The following is a 16,495-nucleotide window of genomic DNA, read 5'->3' as shown; positions in this document are numbered from 1 at the left end:
TCGTGGATCTCGACTCCGAACCCGACACCGAGCCACCAGGCGTGGCACCGGTGAGCCGATGGCGCCGGATCAACCTGACGTTCTCGGACTGGCAGACCGCTGAGGACTTCGCCGCAACGCGGCTCGCCCCTGAGCTCATCGCTGCGGAAGACCACCGGGCGATCACCGCCTTCTGGTTCATCCGCAAGAGCGAGACGTGGCGGCTGCGGCTCCTGCCCGGCGACAGGCTCGCCCAGGTCTACGCCCTCCTCGCCTCCATCACCGACGACGACCGCATCCGCGGTGTCACCGAGCCCATCTACCGGCCCGAGGCGTACGCCTTCGGCGGGGACCAGGCAATGACGATCGCCCACTCCCTCTTCCACGCGGACAGCCGCCACATCCTCGGCCATCTCGCCACCGCCGGCGGCACCCATCGGCGTGAACTCGGCGTCCTGCTCGCCACTCGCCTCATGCGCGCCGCCGGACTGGAGTTCTCCGAGCAGGGCGACGTCTGGCGGCTTCTCGCCTCGCGCCGGCACCAACCGAACGCCCCCGCGCCGAGCCCACGGCTCATCGCGGCGGTGCAGCGCCTGATCACCGCAGCCGACGACACGGCCGGAAGCCCTCTGGTCATCACCCCGCGATGGCCACAAGCCCACGAGCTGGCGGGCGCGGACCTCGGCTTCCTCGACCGGCACGGCGCGCTGACCCGCGACCTACGCGAGGTGCTCACCCACCACCTCTTGTTCCTGTTCAACCGGCTCGGTATCTCTGCGGCTGACACCTGGCTGCTCGCGACGGCGGCCGTGAACGTCGCCTTCCACCACCCGTTCGACACCCCATCCGGCTATCAACCCGCCGCCAAGATCGGAAGTAGGGTCAACGCAGTGAACACTTCCCCCACCGCACCGGGAACGTCGAGTGCCGCGACGCTGCGCGAACAACTCGTCAGCACGCTCGAACAGCGCGGCCACATCCGCTCCGCCCCCGTCGCGCACGCATTCCGTACGGTCCCCCGCGAGCAGTTCCTCCCCGGCGTCGACCTGGAAACCGTGTACACCCGCCGCCAGATCGTCACCAAACGGGACCCCAGCGGTGCCGCGTTGTCGTCCGCGTCGAGTCCCAGCCTCGTCGCGGACATGCTCGAACAACTCGCCCCACAACCCGGCCACCGCGTCCTGGAGATCGGCGCGGCCACCGGCATCAACGCCGCCCTGCTCGCCGAGCTGACCAGCCCCGGCGGCACGGTCGTCACCATCGAACTCGACCAGGACCTCGCCGACGGCGCCCGCGCCGGCCTCGACCGCGCCGGCTACCACAGCGTCACAGTGGTCTGCGGCGACGGAGCCCTCGGTGACCCCGACCACGCGCCCTACGACCGGATCATCGTCACCGCCGGAGCCTGGGACATCTCCGCCGCCTGGTGGGAACAACTCGCCGACCACGGCCGCATCGTCGTGCCCCTGCGCGTACACGAAAGCGGCCTGACCCGATGCTTCGCTTTCCACCGCACCAGCCCCCACCAGCTCGTCAGCACCACGACGCCGCTGGTCTGCGGATTCGTCCCCATGCGCGGCAGCACCGAACACACCGACCACCACGTACGCCTCGACACCGACGTGGTCCTCAAACTCGACGCCACCGACCAACCCGACCGCGCCGCGCTCGCCAAGGCTCTGAGCCACCCCCGGCTTGAACGCTGGACCGGCATCCAGGTCAGCGACACCGACCCGATCGGCCACCTCGACCTGTGGCTCCTCGTCAGCGCCAACAGGCCGTTCGGCCGCCTCGGCGTCGGTGACACCGCCCGCACCAGCGGACTGGTCACCCCCGCCTATAGGTGGGCCGGTGCCGCCATCTACCACGGCGCCACCATCGCCTACCTCGCCTTCCAGGACGCGGGCAACGGTCACCACGAACTCGGCGCGATCGCCCACGGCCCGGACGCCACCACGCTCGCCACCGAGCTGACCAACCTGCTCGACCAATGGGACGAGGCGAACCGCCCCAACCAGCCCACCGTCACCGCCTACCGCGCAGGAACCCAGCCCGCCGACCACGGCGACATCAGCCGAGCCGACACCATCCTCACGATCTCCTTCTGACCGTATCCAGGCCGGGGCGGTGCCCTGTCCCGCCCCGGTAGACGAGCGCGGCTCAGCCGTCACGTACGACCTGAACGCACCTCGTTGCCCACATGCGGCCCTCTCGCAGCAGATGAGGACATCATGACTCCGTCTCGTGCCGCCACCATCGCCGCCCGCTTCCCTCTCGTCGCCCGCAAACGACCGCCCGCCAAACCTCTGGACGCTCGGGTAGACCGGCTCGTCAGGCTCGCCGAGACCGCACACTGCGAGAGCGACCCGGACAAGGCGTCCATGGTGTTCAACGGGGCGGCCCTCGTTGCCTCCGACTGCGGAGACCCCAATCTTGCCCGCGCCTGGTGCCGCCGCCACGCCAGCCTCTACCTCAGCCAAGCCCCGCTGAACGGCTACACGGCCCGCTTCGCTCTCGAACCAGTCGTCAACCTCGCTCGCCTGCGCATTCGTGACGGCGACGGCGACGGCGCGTACCGCCTACTCACCCACCTGTACACGGCCATCGTCGGCGGCACTCCCGCTGTTCTGGACGACCTGGAGGTACATCCTCGACACCTTCCCGCCGCTCCCGAAGAACTCAGTCAGATCATCAGTTGGCTGCGCGGCACACTGCTCTCCGACGGAACCCGCGCCCTCACCCTTGCGGGACGGTGGGACGACGCCGTGAACCATGTACGCCGATACGACGGGATCGGACCGACCCTCCTTGATGGACGACAGGTCGCGATCGTCGCTCATCTGCTGCGGGACGAAGGGCCGTCAGCAGCGGCTCTCCTCGCGGCCACCGAGATCGAGGCGCCGTGGGAGCAATCGGCGCATGGGCTCCTCAACACCTGGCAGGAGCTGGCCGTGGGGACGGTCGCCGCCGACCACGCTGACCTCATCGATCGAGTGTCAGCCGTACCGCGAACTCCCGGGCTCGCCGTGTTCCGCGTTCGCCTCGGACTGGCGGCCCTGGACCTCTCGGGGGTGGGCTTGCCAACCAATGTCGCAGATGGCCTGATCAAACAGCTGGTGGCAGATGCTGTTCACGACGAGGACGCGAACGCGGCGCGCGACCTCATCAATCACTCGGCTGTCGCGGCCGAGCACCAAGGGAAGCTACGCCTCTTGATGAAGGCGAGCGGGCTAGACCCAACGCCGCTCGGTTAAGCCGTTGCGGCAGCGGTCAAGGGTGTGTCGGTCGGACATGGGAAAGCGGAGTTCCTGTAACGAGGTGAGTCACTCCAAGACGCCTCGAGACCAGGAACTCCGCTTTGGTCGATCAGATTGCCATAACTCGGACGGTGCGGGTAGCCGCAGGTGTGTTCGCGCCGGGTCATCTGGGTGAGTTGACCCAGTTCCTGCCCTTCGAGATGGTCGATGAGGTCCTTGCCGCGACCCGTCGTACCCAGCAGCGGATCCGGCTACTCCCGGCCCGGGTCGTGGTCTACCTCGTCCTCGCAGGCTGCTTGTTCGCCGAACTCGGCTACGGGCAGGTGTGGCGGAAACTGACCGCCGGTCTGACCGGGCTGGATCTGACCGAGCCGGCCTCAGGCACGTTACGGGAGGCGCGTCAGCGGCTCGGGTCGACGCCGTTGCGGGCCCTGTTCGATCTGCTGCGCGGCCCGGCGGTCACCACGGCGACGCACGCCGTGCGGTGGCGGGGCCTGCTGGTGACAGCGATCGACGGGACCACGATGTCGGTCGCCGACGCCGAGGCGGTCCGGGTCCGTTACCGCAAACAACGGGGTAACCACGGCGGCGCGGGCTACCCGGCACTACGGCTGAGTGTCCTGCTGACCTGCGGCACCCGCTCGATCATCGACGCCGTGTTCGCTCCACTCGGCACCAGCGAACTCGACCAGGCCCGCTCCCTGGCCCGGAGCCTGGCCGCCGGGATGCTGCTGTTGGCCGACCGTAACTACGCCGCCGCCGACCTCATCCAGACACTCGCCGCCACCAGGGCCGACCTGCTGATCCGCTGCAAGAACGGCCGCCGCCTGCCGGTGATCCGCCGGTACCACGACGGATCCTGGCTGTCGACCATCGGCACGGTACGGGTGCGGGTCGTGGACGCTGAGATCAGCGTCCAGACCATCGACGGCGTCCGCACGGGCGGCTACCGGCTGATCACCACCCTGCTCGACCCACGCACCCACCCGGCCGGCGAACTGATAAAGCTGTACCACCGCCGGTGGGAGGTCGAAACCGCCTACCTGGAGATCAAATCCAGCATCCTCGGCGGCCGGGTCCTGCGCGCGCGTACTCCCGACGGCATCGACCAGGAGGTCTACGCCCTGCTGGTCGTCTACCAGATCCTGCGTAACGCCATGACCGACGCCACCGACAGCCGGCCCGGCACCGGCCCTGACCGGGCCAGCTTCACCACCGCCCTGAACGCCGCCCGCGACCAGGTCACCCACGCCGCCGGCGTCCTCGCCGACACCGTCATCGACCTGGTCGGCGCCATCGGTCGTGCGGTTCTGGCCCACCTGCTACCTGAGCGTCGGATCCGGGTGAAGACCCGCATGATCAAACGCTCGAACTCCAAGTACCAAGCCCGCGGACCCAACGTAGACCGACGCAGCTACAAAGCCACCATAGCCATCGATATAATCACAAACACTTGCTAACCATCCACCCGCCCTAACCGAGCGGCGTTGGGGCTAGACCAGGGCTATCTGCCAGCAGCGGCGAGTGATCCACTTTCCGTAGCGCTCGACCTGGCCGGATCCGTGATAGCTAGGCGACGTGATTGAGGTCGGGGAGCAGGACCACCGATCGAGCCACCGTGGACGTGCTGCCCGGGGAAAACACCAGCGGGGCGTGGTTCGTCGTGGACGAGCCCCACCGGCAGGTCGACGTCGGCGTGTCCGAAGACTTCCGGGTACGGGTCGCGGTGCCGGCGGGCGTCCCGACGCACGGATGCTGGTTCCAGGCCCGGGTGCACTCGACGACGCTCGGCCTGGCCGCCGGTGCGGCGGTGAGCGCGCGGGTCACCATCACGGTCGACTCCGCTCCGGCCGAGGAACATCTGCCGGTGTCGGTACCAGATGTGGTGGGGCTCGACCCGCACATGGCACTGAGCCGGCTCGGCGACAGCCAACTACGTGCCGACATCAACGGGCAGGTCATCCACCCTGGCGAGATGGTGCTCCTCGACCTGGGAGAGGGGACCACGTGGGAGGTGCGGAGCCAGTCGCCGGCGGCGGGCTCCCTCGTCGCCCACGATTCGACCGTCTCGCTGTTCCTGCAGCAGACCAGTGCTCCGGTCGAGCCGGTCGAGCCGGCCATCGACATCGTCTTCGACGACAACAAGCCGCCGCACTGGTAGCCCCACCCCGGTGGACGTGGCGGGCACGCGCGCGGCGAACGCCGCTATTTTCGCCATCTGACCATCCACCCACCCCACCAGAGGTATTTTCGTCCGTCGATCTCTCTCGGTAGAGGTATCCACCCCGCGCGGCCGTGACCGTCACGGTTCGCGTTCCACCCCTACCTCGGGAGGAACCTTTGTCCACGCGACTGACGCGACGCGTACGTCGATCGACACTCGCCCTGATCACCGCAGCGGCTGTGGCGCTGCTGCTGCCGGTCACCTCGGCCGGAGCGGCAGCTCTCGACCGCTCGACCGACAGCGCTACCGCCAGCACGGCAGCCGACGTCTGGATGATGGACAACTCGGCCGACGTCGGGCTCCAGCCGCACCTCATCGGCGACATCTGGCAGAGCCCGGACATCAAGGTCTGCAACACCGCCGCAGGATGCCAGAACAGCCAGAACCCGATCATCGGACAGACCAACTACATCTTCGTCAATCTGCGCAACCCCGGACCGTACGGCAACCCAGTCACGGAGCAGGGCGAACTCCACGTCTACCGGAGCACGCCGGGCGGCGGCACGATGTGGCCCAGCGGTTGGACCGAGATCGGCTGGATGTCGGTGTCCGTCGCACCCGGCGGCGTCACCACGGTCACCATCCCCTGGGACGACGTCCCCGGCCCGGGGCACTTCTGCCTGCTGGCCCGCTGGGTCTCCCCCAACGACCCGATGAGCAGCGAAGGCCCCGACACCGTCCAGAACACCAAGAACAACAACAACATCGTCTGGCGTAACGTCGACTCGGTGGCCCTGGCACCGGACAGCCAGCCCGAGGAGCGGCCGTTCGCGATCGGCAACACGCACCGCCAGCCGACCCGCAACGGCATCATCTTCCGCCAGGGTGACGTGCCGCTGCGCGCCGCCGGCGGTCGGATCATCGCCGACCTCGGACCGGCCCTACACGAACGCTGGGCCGCCGGCGGCAAGGCGGGCAAGGCCATCCGGCAGGTCGGCCGGACCCAGATCGAGATCCTGGATCCGGCGCAGGCCTCGATCGACAACATCGTGCTCAATCCCGGCGAGCGACTCACACTGAAGCTGTACTTCACCGCCACCACGGCGATCAGGGAGCCGATCGCGATCGACGTGATCCAGATCGGCCCCGGCGCCGACGGCGGCGAGCGCACCGACCTCGGCGGCGTCCGCTACAACGTGACCGTGAGCAAGCGAGCCCAGTAGCCGCCAGGAAGCGGTACGGGTGGAGGTCACCGAACGGGACCCGGCGACCTCCACCCGTACCGCGACCGCACGACCCTGACGGCGACCCGGCCCTGTCCGGGAAGGGTCGGGTACGCCGGCCGGGCGGGTCGGGGTCGTGGGTCACGGGCGGGTCCGGACCAGACGGTCCGGGCCCGCCCCGCTGGCCTGCGTCAGCGCAGGCTCACCCAGGCGGTACGGACTCCGTAGCGGTCCGTGGTGGCGCGGAACTGCACCGGGCCGACGGGCGGCACACCCATCGAGAAGAGGCCCAGCGTATCGACCGGCACGTCCTCGTACTGCCCGTCGGCGGTCCGGGCACTGACCCGGCCGGGGCACGGCGGAGAGAGCTGACCGACCACACCGCTGGCGGTCACCTCGATCTCGACGATCACCGGTCCGGATCGAAACGTCAGCGTCCGGTCGACCGCCGTGGACCGGGTCGGACCGGCCGGTTCCAGGTCGCGGGCCGAATCGAAGGTCAGTTCGGCGATGGCCAGCTCGGCGTCGACCGTACGCCAGCTGAAGGCGGCCAACGCCGCGTCAAGGAACTCCTCCGGCACCGGCCCGAGGCCACGAAGCGCGGCGCCCAACTCGGTCAGCAGCGCGTCGTCACGGGCGGGCGGCCACTGCTCCATCGCGTTCACCTCCGCTCCCCGGTGTCCCACCCGGGGACGGTCGGATGTAAGGGGCGAGCGCCGGGCAGCTACGCAACCTCGCCAGACATCGAGCCTGGGTCGGACCGACGCTGCCGACCGGCATGCCGAGCCGCTCCCCGACCTCACGATAGCTCGCCGGCGGATCCTGGGCGAGCATGGCGAGCAGATCCTGGCAGCGGGACGGGAGCTGGGCGAACGCGTCCCGCAGGGCCTGCTGGCGCTCGGCACGCAACAGCTCCTCGTCGGGCGCGGACGGCTCCACCAGCCCGAAGACCCCGGCGCGGCCGTCGACCGGGTCGGCGTGCGGGTCGAACGGCTGGGTACGCCGGCCGAGCCGCAGCATCCGATGGCACTCCCGCCGGGTGGTCGTCACCAACCAGGCGGGCAAGGCGTGTGACTCACGCAACCGACCCAGGTGTTCGACCAGACGCAGCCAGACGGTCTGGTTGACATCGGCCGCGTCGGTCCGATCCAGACCGTGACTGCGAATCACCGCGACGACCAACGGGGTGTAGCGGCGGACCAGTTGGGTCCAGGCGCTTTCGTCACCGGAAGCGGCGGCGGTGACCAGTGTGGCGACGGCCTCGTCGTGGTTGCCTGAAGCGACGGGTCGACTCATCCGATCAGCACGCCGAAGTCGGGATGCCAGATCGGATCGGAGGTCATGACCGCTGCCGCCGTCGGGGCGTCCCATCCACCGGCGGTCATCAGCGCGGCGAGCCGACCGGAGACGTGGCCGGTGGCGAACGAGGTGCCGGCCCAGTTGGCGAAGCCGGAGAACGGCAGGATCGGGTGACCGGGCAGGTGCAGCTCGCCGTGCACGTACGTGCTGGTGCGGTCACCACGGGCGGACAGGTCGACCCAGGGGCCGTGGCTGCTGTAGCTGGCGGGCACCGGACCGCCACCCACCTCGCTCACCGCTGCCACGGCGAGCACCCCGTCCAGCGCGGCCGGCCAGGATTTGCGCGTGGTGCCGGTGTTGCCGGCGGCGGCGACCACGACCACCCTGGGGCGCACGGCGGCAAGGGCGTTGGCCAGTGGTAGCGGTGGCTGGTCATCCTGGGTGAAGTAACCCAGCGAGAGGTTGATGATCGACACGTCCGGGGTGAGTCGGCCGATCGCGGCGACGAGTCCTTCCTCGTCGCCGACGCCGTTGGCGTTCAGCGCGACCTCGGGGTCGACCCGGACCCCGGGGGCGGCCTGGCGGACCACTCCGGCGACGAAGGTGCCGTGTCCGCCCTGCAGCGCCAGTTGGTTGCCGCTGAGATAGAGCGGATCCTCGTCGTCAGGCTCCGGCAGATAGCTACCGCCGAGCCACAGTGGGTGGACGTTGCCGGCCCGGTCCCAGATGCCGGTATCGCAGACGCCCACGATGACGTCCGCCCCCTCGCCGAGCCGTGCCGGGTCAGGAGGGGCCAGAGCCGACGCGGCCTGCGGCGGTCCCCCTGGGTTGCCCATGATGTTGCCGAAGCCGAGCAGGACGTGATGCGGCTGTACCCGGGGAACCGGTTGCCCACCCCACTGCCGGGGGTCGCGCAGCGTGCGGACCACGGCCGGGATGTCGGTCTCTTGGTGGAAACGCAACCGACTCACCCCGGCGAACCCGGGACTCTCGGTGACCTGACGGCCCTCCGCACGCAGCCGGGCCAGCACCCGGGGTACGTCGGGCGGGGCGACCAACAGTTGCCGGGGGCGGTAGAGGAACTCGCCACCGGCGACGGCGGTGTAGGAGCGAACGGCCGGATCGGCGGTCAGGGCTTTCCACACGGCCTGTTGGTAGCCGTCGTCGACCGGCTCACCCGCCTTGGCCGCGGCCGGCTGTCCGGCCGCTCCGAACGGCAGGGCGGCGGCGATGAGCGCCGACCACCCCACCAGGTGACGGCGGGAGATCTGCCCGGACGGGCCCGACGTGTCGCGGTCCTCAGGTGACATCGGACCTCCAGCGGTGGGGTGGGTGGCGATCCCGACCGCAGCGGCCACGGACGGCGTGGGACACGAAACGGTGGGGAGCAGCACAATTATTTCAAAGGATAGTCCAATGTCAATTGATGACGGGGTCGAACGTACCCGGTTGTCGGTGCCAGGCTCCGACAACCACCGGCCGGGCACCCCGCGCCGCGCCCGGCGAGATTGACCGGGACGCGCGGGTCGGGAATTCTTCAGCACATGGCCGACCGCACCGTTTCCGGTGCCGACCCAGCACAGGCCGCCCTCGATGCCGTCCAGCGATACCCGCACGAGGCCATCGCGGTCGCTCGCCAGGTCATCGCCGACCCGTCGCGACCTGGCGACCGGTCCACCGCCGAACGTGCCATCGGACTGGCCCTGCGCGAACTGGGCGACCTGCCCGGCGCGCTGCGCCACCTGCGCCGCGCCGTCCGGGCCGCCGACGACCCCCGGCTGCGGGCGCTGGCCCAGATGAGCCTCGGGTACGTGCTGGCCAGCGCCGGGCGCACCAGAGCGGCCCTCCGCTCGGTGACTTCGGCGCTGCCGCAACTGACCGGGGCGGACGCCGGCCGGGCCCGGATGCAGCGCGGCGTGGTGCTGCACTACCGGGGACGCTTCGACGAAGCGGTGCGCGACTACGACGTCGCCGTCGAGATCGCCCGACGCGAAGGTGACCCGCTGTTGGAGGCACGGGCCCGTAACAACCGTGGGCTACTCAACGCTCACCAGGGCTTTGATCAGGGCCCCGACGACGACCTGCAACGGGCGGCCGACATCTTCGGCCGGCTCGGGTTGGACCTCGCCGCCGCCGACGCGCGGTGGAACAGCGGCATCGCCGCCGGCCAGCGCGGTGACGTGGCCGGGGCGCTGCACTGCTTCGCGACGGTCGACGCCGAGTACCGCCGGCTCGCCGTACCCCGGCCGGCGCTCCTGCTGGACCGGTTCGAGCTGCTGCTGTCCGTACCGTTGATCGACGAGGCGGTGGCGGTGGCCAGCACCGCCGTGACCGAGCTGCGCCGCCGGGGCATGGCTTCGGACCTGGCCGAAGCGCTGCTGGCCCAGGCCCGCGCGGCGCTGCTCGCCGACGATCTCGTCACCGCGACCGAGGCGGCGACCGCCGCCCGCAGCCGCTTCCGCCGCCAGGGCCGCCCGACCTGGGCCGCCTTCGCCCGACACGTCGAGCTGCGGGCCGGCTACGCCCGAGGCCTGCGGTCACCGGGACTGCTCACCGCGATGGAACGGACCGCCGATCAGCTCGACGCGACCGGTTGGCCCGGTCCGGCGCTGACCACCCGGATCGAGGCCGCCCGACTCGCCACCGCGCTGGGGCGCGCGGGCCGGGCCACGCAGCTGCTGACCGTCGCCGCCGGTTCCCGATCGCGGGGTACCGCACCCCACCGGGCGCAGGGGTGGTACGCGCTGGCGCTGCGTCGCCGGCTGGCCGGGGACGAGTCGGGGGCCGCCCGGGCGTTGCGGCTGGGTCTGGCGGTGCTGGACGGGCACCGCGCGTCGCTCGGCGCGACGGAGCTACGGGCACACAGCGGCGCGTACGGCCAGGAGCTGGCCGCCGAAGGTCTGGACATCGCGATCCGCCGGGGTGTGCCGGCCCAGGTGTTGACCTGGGCGGAGCGATGGCGGGCCAACGCGCTGGGGATGCGGCCGGTGTCCCCGCCGGCGGATCCGGATCTGGCCACCGCTCTCGCCGAGTTGCGCATGGTCAGCGCCGGGCTTGAGGACGCGCTGCTCACCGGGAATCCGGTGCAGGCGTTGCGGGGCCGGCAGGCACGGCTGGAGCAGCGGATCCGGGAGTTGGCACGGGGGGCGGCCGGCGGACGGCTGCTCGACCCGCCGGGCCGGCTCGCCCCACCGGGGGTGCGGGATCTGGCCACGGCGCTCGGCGACGCGGTGCTGCTGGAGTTGGTCGCGCACGGCAGCCAGTTGCACGCGGTGCTGGTCCGTGACGGTCGGGCGACGTTGCACGATCTCGGCCCATTGGCCGAGGCGGTCCGGGTCGCCCGGCTGCACCGCTTCGGGCTGCGTCGTCTGGTCGTGACCGGTGACAGTGCCGATGCCCGCGCCGCCGTGGCGCACACCGCCACCACTCTGGACCGGCAACTGTTCGATCCGGTACGCCGGCGGGTCGCCGACCGACCCCTGGTGATCGTGCCGATCGGCGCGCTGCACGCCGTACCGTGGTCTGATCTGGCGACCTGCGCGGGCCGGGCGGTGACGGTGGCGCCGTCGGCGGCGGCGTGGCTGCGCGCCGGCGGACGGCCGACACCGCAGGGTCCCTCGGTGCTGGTGGCGGGGCCCCGGCTGCCGGCCGGTGAGAGCGAGGTACGTCAGCTCGACGCCGTGTTGCCCGGATCGCGCGTCCTGACCGGTGCGGCGGCCACGGCCGGCGCGGTGACCGGGGCGCTCAACGGCGCCGGTCTGGCGCACATCGCCGCGCATGGCCGGTTCCGAGCGGACAACCCGCTGTTTTCCACTTTGGAGCTGGCTGACGGGCCGTTGACGGCGTACGAGTTGGAGCGGTTGACCAGCCCGCCCGGTTGTGTCGTGTTGTCGGCCTGTGACTCGGGTCTGGCCGGGATCCGGCCGGGCGACGAGGTGATGGGGTTCACCGCGGTCCTGCTGGCGCTCGGCACCCGGAGCCTGATCGCCACCGTCCTGCCGGTGCCGGCCGATCTGACCAGCACGCTGATGCTGGATCTGCATGGCCGGATGCGGGCGGGAGACGCTCCGGCGACGGCGTTGGCCAACGCCCAGCGGGCGTTCGGCGACGGCGCCGGTGGTTCGGTGGCCGCCGCCCGCGCCACCGCCGCCGCCTTCGTCTGCTTCGGCGCCGGGTAGCGGTGCGGCTCGACCGCAGGCCGTGCCACTCCCCCGGTACTGTCGAAACCGTTGACACGTTTCGGTGATTTGTTCGAAACTTATCGAGTGGCATCGGTGATCATCGATCACGCGACGCGGCCATCACCTAGTCCGGAAGGAGGGCCCAGTGATCATCAAATCGGGCCGCTCGAAACTCCGTTCGACAGTCGTCGTGCTGTCGACAGCGGCGCTGACCGTCGCTGGAGCGGTAACAGTGCTGGCGGCAACCCCTACCGCCAGAGCCAACGTCGACACCCTCGCCTTCGCGTCCACCGTCGAGGACGAGGGGGCCGACTGCCCCGTCCCCAACCCAGGCTCCTTCACCTCGACCTCCCGACTTCCGGACCCGTTCCGGAAAATCGACGGATCCCGGATCACCACCAAGGCCGACTGGCGGTGCCGGCGGGCCGAGATCCGCGAGCAGGCGGAACGGTACGTCTACGGCGACAAGCCGGCGAAGCCGGCGACCGTCAGCGGAACCGTTTCGAGCAGCAGCATCACGGTCAACGTGTCGCACCAGGGTCGCAGCGCCAGCTTCTCGGCCAGCGTCCAACTACCGACCAGCGGCGGTTCCGGACCCCACCCGGCCGTAATCGTCTACGGTGGATTCGGCGCCGACACCGCCACCATCCGGTCCGCCGGAGCCGCCGTCATCAACTTCGACCCGGCGTCGGTCGCCCGCGAAGGCACCCCCCGCAACAACAAGCAGGGCGCCTTCTACACCTTGTACGGTTCCTCCAGCAGCACCGGTCTGCTGATGGCTCAGGCCTGGGGCGTCAGCCGGATCATCGACGTCATCGAACAGTCCGGCGGCGCCATCCTGCGCACGGACATCGGCGTCACCGGCTGCTCCCGCTTCGGCAAGGGTGCCTTCGTCGCCGGCGTGTTCGACCAGCGGGTCGCGCTCACCATGCCGATCGAATCCGGCAGCGGCGGCGTCGCCGCCTTCCGCTCCATCGCCCAGGAAAGCGGCGCGCAGCCACTGAGCAGCGCGTACGGCGAGCAGCCGTGGCTCGGTGACGCGTTCGGCTCCTACACCGGCAACCCGGCCGGACTGCCGGTCGACACGCACCAGATGGTCGGCATGATCGCCCCGCGCGGACTGTTCGTCATGGACAACCCGCACATCGACTGGCTGGCTCCGACCTCCGGCAGCGTCGGCGCCCTCGGCGGTGCCGAGGTCTACCGGGCACTCGGCGCGATCGACAACATCACCTACTGGTCCGCCGTCTCCGACGGCAACCACTGCGCCACCCGCTCGGAGTGGCGTACGCCGTTGCAACAGCACATCCAGAAGTACCTGCTGAACACCGGCAGCGCGGCCGGCACCTTCCGGATTGCCAGCAACCGGCAAGGCAACCTGGCCCAGTGGCGTGACTGGACGACGCCGACGCTCGCCGACGGCCCGACCCCGCCGCCGACCACCGCACCCCCGACCACGCCACCGACGACCACCGCACCCCCGACCACGCCACCGCCGACCACCGCACCGCCCACCACCGCTCCCCCGCCCACCACCGCTCCCCCGACGACCCCGCCGCCCACGACCCCGCCGCCGACCACCACGCCACCACCTGGTGGCGGCTGCACAGCCACCGTGTCACTCAACCAGTGGCCGGGCGGGTTCGTCGCCACCGTACGGGTGACCGCCGGCTCGGCGTCGATCAGCGGCTGGTCGGTGGCGATGACCATCCCGTCGGGCGCCGCCGTCACCAACGCCTGGAACGCCAGCCGCAGCGGCAACAGCGGTGCGGTCCAGTTCACCAACGTCAGCTACAACGGCAACGTCGGTGCCGGGCAGTCGACCGAGTTCGGCTTCCAAGGCACCGGTACGGGCTCCGGCATGTCCCCGACCTGCTCCGCGCGGTAGGCACCCGCCGCGATCGGATGTCGAGGCGGCGAACTCCGCGCCCGGCAGGTGGCCCGTGGTGGTCGGGACCTTGGTCCCGACCACCACGGGTGTTCCGCCTCAGGCGGGGGACACCGCCAACGCGGCAAGCTGATCTCGTCACAGAGAGAAGCGAGTTGCGGAGGCAACGATGACCACCCAGCAGGCCACCCGCCAGGCCGCCCACCGATCGATCGACCGCCCCCTGGAGCAGGCAGAACTCCCCGGCCACATGCTCACCACGACCGCCGCGCGGGTCATGGCCGTGCTGCGGATCTCCACCGGGTTCGTCTTCCTCTGGGCGTTCCTCGACAAGACCTTCGGCTTCGGCTTCGCCACTGCGGCCGAGCGGGCCTGGATCAACGGCGGCTCCCCCACCAAGGGCTTCCTCTCCTCGGTCGAGGTCGGACCGCTGCAGTCGTTCTTCCACACGATCGCCGGCACCTGGTGGGCCGACACCCTCTTCATGGCCGGCCTCGGTGCCATCGGCGTCGCCCTGATCGCCGGTATCGGCCTGCGGGTGGCTGCCGCTTCCGGCACCCTGATGATGGTCTTCATGTGGCTCGCCGAGTTCCCGCTCGACCGCGTCACCGCCAGCGGCGAACCGGCCCACGCCACCAACCCGCTGGTCGACTACCACATCGTCTACGCGATCGTGCTTGTCGCCCTCGCCGCCGCGTACGCCGGCCACACCTGGGGCCTCGGCCGACTCTGGGCCCGGCTGCCCTTCGTGCAGCGCAACCGCTGGATGATCTGAGCTTCCCTCCCCCAAAACCGATGTGCCGGACCGCCACCCACGGTCCGGCACATCGGCGTGTACGGCGTCCGGTACGCGGCGGCGACGCTGACGGACCAGGTCGGAGCGCTCCGGGAGGGCTGGGACGGTCGTTGGCTGGGTATGGGTGTCATCAGCACACGGACGTGCCGCCGACCCGAGGAGCCATAGTGACCGACCACCAGCAACCTCCGCCGACCACCACCGACGCCGGGATTCCGGTCGCCAGCGACGAGCACTCGCTGACCGTCGGACCGGACGGCCCGCTGCTGCTGCAGGACCACTACCTGATCGAGCAGATGGCCACCTTCAACCGGGAACGGATCCCGGAGCGGCAGCCACACGCCAAGGGCGGCGGCGCGTTCGGTGCGTTCCAGGTCACCAGCGACGTCAGCGCGTACACCCGGGCGGCGGTCTTCCAGCCCGGCACCGAGACGACGGCGATCGTCCGGTTCTCCACCGTCGCCGGTGAACGCGGCAGCCCCGACACCTGGCGCGACCCGCGCGGCTTCGCCGTCAAGCTCTACACCAGCGACGGCAACCTGGACATCGTCGGCAACAACACCCCGATCTTCTTCATCAAGGACCCGATGAAGTTCCAGCATTTCATCCGCTCGCAGAAGCGCCGGGCCGACAACAACCTGCGCGACCACGACATGCAGTGGGACTTCTGGACGCTGTCGCCGGAGTCGGCCCACCAGGTCACCTGGTTGATGGGCGACCGGGGCATCCCCCGCACCTGGCGGCACATGAACGGGTACGGCAGCCACACGTACATGTGGATCAACGCCCGAGGCGAGAAGTTCTGGGTCAAATACCACTTCAAGACCGACCAGGGCATCGAGTTCTTCACCCAGGACGAGGCCGACCAGATGGCGTCGGCCGACACCGACTACCACCAGCGGGACCTGTTCGAGCACATCGCGGCCGGGCGGTTCCCGTCCTGGACGCTGCAGGTGCAGATCATGCCGTTCGACGACGCCCGGACGTACCGCTTCAACCCGTTCGACCTGACCAAGGTCTGGCCGCACGGCGACTATCCGCTGCACGAGGTCGGCCGGCTCACCCTCGACCGTAACGTCACCGACTACCACACCGAGATGGAACAGGTGGCGTTCGAGCCGAACAACGTGGTGCCGGGGACCGGGCTGTCGCCGGACAAGATGCTGCTGGCCCGGGGCTTCAGCTACGCCGACGCGCACCGCGCCCGGCTCGGGGTCAACTACCGGCAGATCCCGGTCAACGCGCCGAAGGTCCCGGTGCACAGCTACGCCAAGGACGGCGCGATGCGCATGCACAACGTCACCGACCCGGTGTACGCGCCGAACTCGTACGGCGGTCCGGTCGCGCAGCCGGGTCTGACCGACGACGGCGGCACCTGGTACGCCGACGGCGACATGGTCCGGGCGGCGTACACACCGCACGCCGCCGACGACGACTGGGGCCAGGCCGGCACCATGGTCCGCGAGGTGCTCGACGACGACGCCCGGCGACGACTGGTCGACAACATCGTCGGCCACCTGCTCAACGGGGTGAGCGAACCGGTGCTGACGCGCGCCTTCGAGTATTGGCGCAACGTCGACGCCGACCTCGGTGACCGGGTCGAGGCCGGTGTCCGTGCCAAGCAGGACGAAAAGGATCCGAAGGCGACCGAGCAGGCCAACCCCGCCCGTTCCAGCATGCAGACAAAGGCCTGACCGCGGCGGTACGG

General features: G+C 70.3%; 12 protein-coding genes. 9 read left to right on the top strand and 3 right to left on the bottom strand.

The window, feature by feature from the left end; translation table 11 throughout:
• Positions 1-2: 2 nt before the first annotated feature.
• From fxlM to O7632_RS08740, 5 genes are all read left to right on the top strand, one after another.
• Positions 3-2,087 (top strand): methyltransferase, FxLD system, encoded by a 2,085-nt coding sequence (gene fxlM / locus O7632_RS08760; protein WP_278112975.1) that lies wholly within the window; start codon positions 3-5, stop codon positions 2,085-2,087.
• Between the two features lie 123 nt (positions 2,088-2,210).
• Positions 2,211-3,233, top strand: coding sequence for a hypothetical protein (locus tag O7632_RS08755; protein WP_278112973.1), 1,023 nt, complete (start codon positions 2,211-2,213; stop codon positions 3,231-3,233).
• Between the two features lie 104 nt (positions 3,234-3,337).
• Positions 3,338-4,696, top strand: coding sequence for an IS4 family transposase (locus O7632_RS08750; protein WP_278112971.1), 1,359 nt, complete (start codon positions 3,338-3,340; stop codon positions 4,694-4,696).
• A gap of 158 nt (positions 4,697-4,854) precedes the next feature.
• Complete coding sequence (locus tag O7632_RS08745) at positions 4,855-5,397, top strand: PASTA domain-containing protein (protein ID WP_278112969.1); 543 nt, start codon at positions 4,855-4,857, stop codon at positions 5,395-5,397.
• 179 nt (positions 5,398-5,576) lie between these two features.
• On the top strand, positions 5,577-6,623 hold the full coding sequence (locus O7632_RS08740) for a hypothetical protein (RefSeq protein ID WP_278112967.1): 1,047 nt from the start codon (positions 5,577-5,579) through the stop codon (positions 6,621-6,623).
• Positions 6,624-6,814: 191 nt separating this feature from the next.
• Here O7632_RS08740 and O7632_RS08735 read toward each other — a convergent pair whose 3' ends face one another.
• The 3 genes from O7632_RS08735 to O7632_RS08725 are packed head-to-tail and all read right to left on the bottom strand — an operon-like array spanning position 6,815 to position 9,232.
• Complete coding sequence (locus O7632_RS08735) at positions 6,815-7,279, bottom strand: hypothetical protein (RefSeq protein ID WP_278119936.1); 465 nt, start codon at positions 7,277-7,279, stop codon at positions 6,815-6,817.
• The gene (locus tag O7632_RS08730) at positions 7,254-7,919 is read right to left on the bottom strand and encodes a sigma-70 family RNA polymerase sigma factor (protein WP_278112965.1); all 666 of its coding nucleotides are present in this window, start codon (positions 7,917-7,919) and stop codon (positions 7,254-7,256) included. Before O7632_RS08730 ends, O7632_RS08735 begins: the two co-directional genes overlap by 26 nt.
• Positions 7,916-9,232 (bottom strand): S8 family serine peptidase, encoded by a 1,317-nt coding sequence (locus tag O7632_RS08725; RefSeq protein ID WP_278112963.1) that lies wholly within the window; start codon positions 9,230-9,232, stop codon positions 7,916-7,918. Before O7632_RS08725 ends, O7632_RS08730 begins: the two co-directional genes overlap by 4 nt.
• A 234-nt stretch (positions 9,233-9,466) precedes the next feature.
• Between O7632_RS08725 and O7632_RS08720 the strand changes: the two genes are divergently transcribed.
• The 4 genes from O7632_RS08720 (at position 9,467) to O7632_RS08705 (ending at position 16,481) form a co-directional block, all read left to right on the top strand.
• The gene (locus O7632_RS08720; RefSeq protein WP_278112961.1) at positions 9,467-12,100 is read left to right on the top strand and encodes a CHAT domain-containing tetratricopeptide repeat protein; all 2,634 of its coding nucleotides are present in this window, start codon (positions 9,467-9,469) and stop codon (positions 12,098-12,100) included.
• Positions 12,101-12,248: 148 nt separating this feature from the next.
• Positions 12,249-13,991 carry a cellulose binding domain-containing protein gene (locus O7632_RS08715; RefSeq protein WP_278112959.1) on the top strand — a complete coding sequence of 581 codons (1,743 nt, stop codon included), beginning with the start codon at positions 12,249-12,251 and terminating at the stop codon, positions 13,989-13,991.
• Positions 13,992-14,160: 169 nt separating this feature from the next.
• Positions 14,161-14,766, top strand: coding sequence for a hypothetical protein (locus O7632_RS08710; RefSeq protein WP_278112957.1), 606 nt, complete (start codon positions 14,161-14,163; stop codon positions 14,764-14,766).
• Positions 14,767-14,954: 188 nt separating this feature from the next.
• Positions 14,955-16,481, top strand: a complete 1,527-nt coding sequence (locus O7632_RS08705; RefSeq protein ID WP_278112955.1) for a catalase — start codon at positions 14,955-14,957, stop codon at positions 16,479-16,481.
• Positions 16,482-16,495 lie beyond the last annotated feature (14 nt).

It is taken from the genome of Solwaraspora sp. WMMD406, assembly GCF_029626025.1.
Lineage (GTDB): Bacteria > Actinomycetota > Actinomycetes > Mycobacteriales > Micromonosporaceae > Micromonospora_E.
This window is presented reverse-complemented; position numbering and strand designations above follow the sequence as displayed.

What these genes read in the sequence shown, in the direction of transcription:
- O7632_RS08735 (WP_278119936.1), bottom strand. Translation starts at nt 7,279, where the DNA reads ATGGAGCAGTGGCCGCCCGCCCGTGACGACGCGCTGCTGACCGAGTTG.
- O7632_RS08720 (WP_278112961.1), top strand. Translation starts at nt 9,467, where the DNA reads ATGGCCGACCGCACCGTTTCCGGTGCCGACCCAGCACAGGCCGCCCTC.
- O7632_RS08710 (WP_278112957.1), top strand. Translation starts at nt 14,161, where the DNA reads ATGACCACCCAGCAGGCCACCCGCCAGGCCGCCCACCGATCGATCGAC.
- O7632_RS08730 (WP_278112965.1), bottom strand. Translation starts at nt 7,919, where the DNA reads ATGAGTCGACCCGTCGCTTCAGGCAACCACGACGAGGCCGTCGCCACA.
- O7632_RS08755 (WP_278112973.1), top strand. Translation starts at nt 2,211, where the DNA reads ATGACTCCGTCTCGTGCCGCCACCATCGCCGCCCGCTTCCCTCTCGTC.
- O7632_RS08725 (WP_278112963.1), bottom strand. Translation starts at nt 9,232, where the DNA reads ATGTCACCTGAGGACCGCGACACGTCGGGCCCGTCCGGGCAGATCTCC.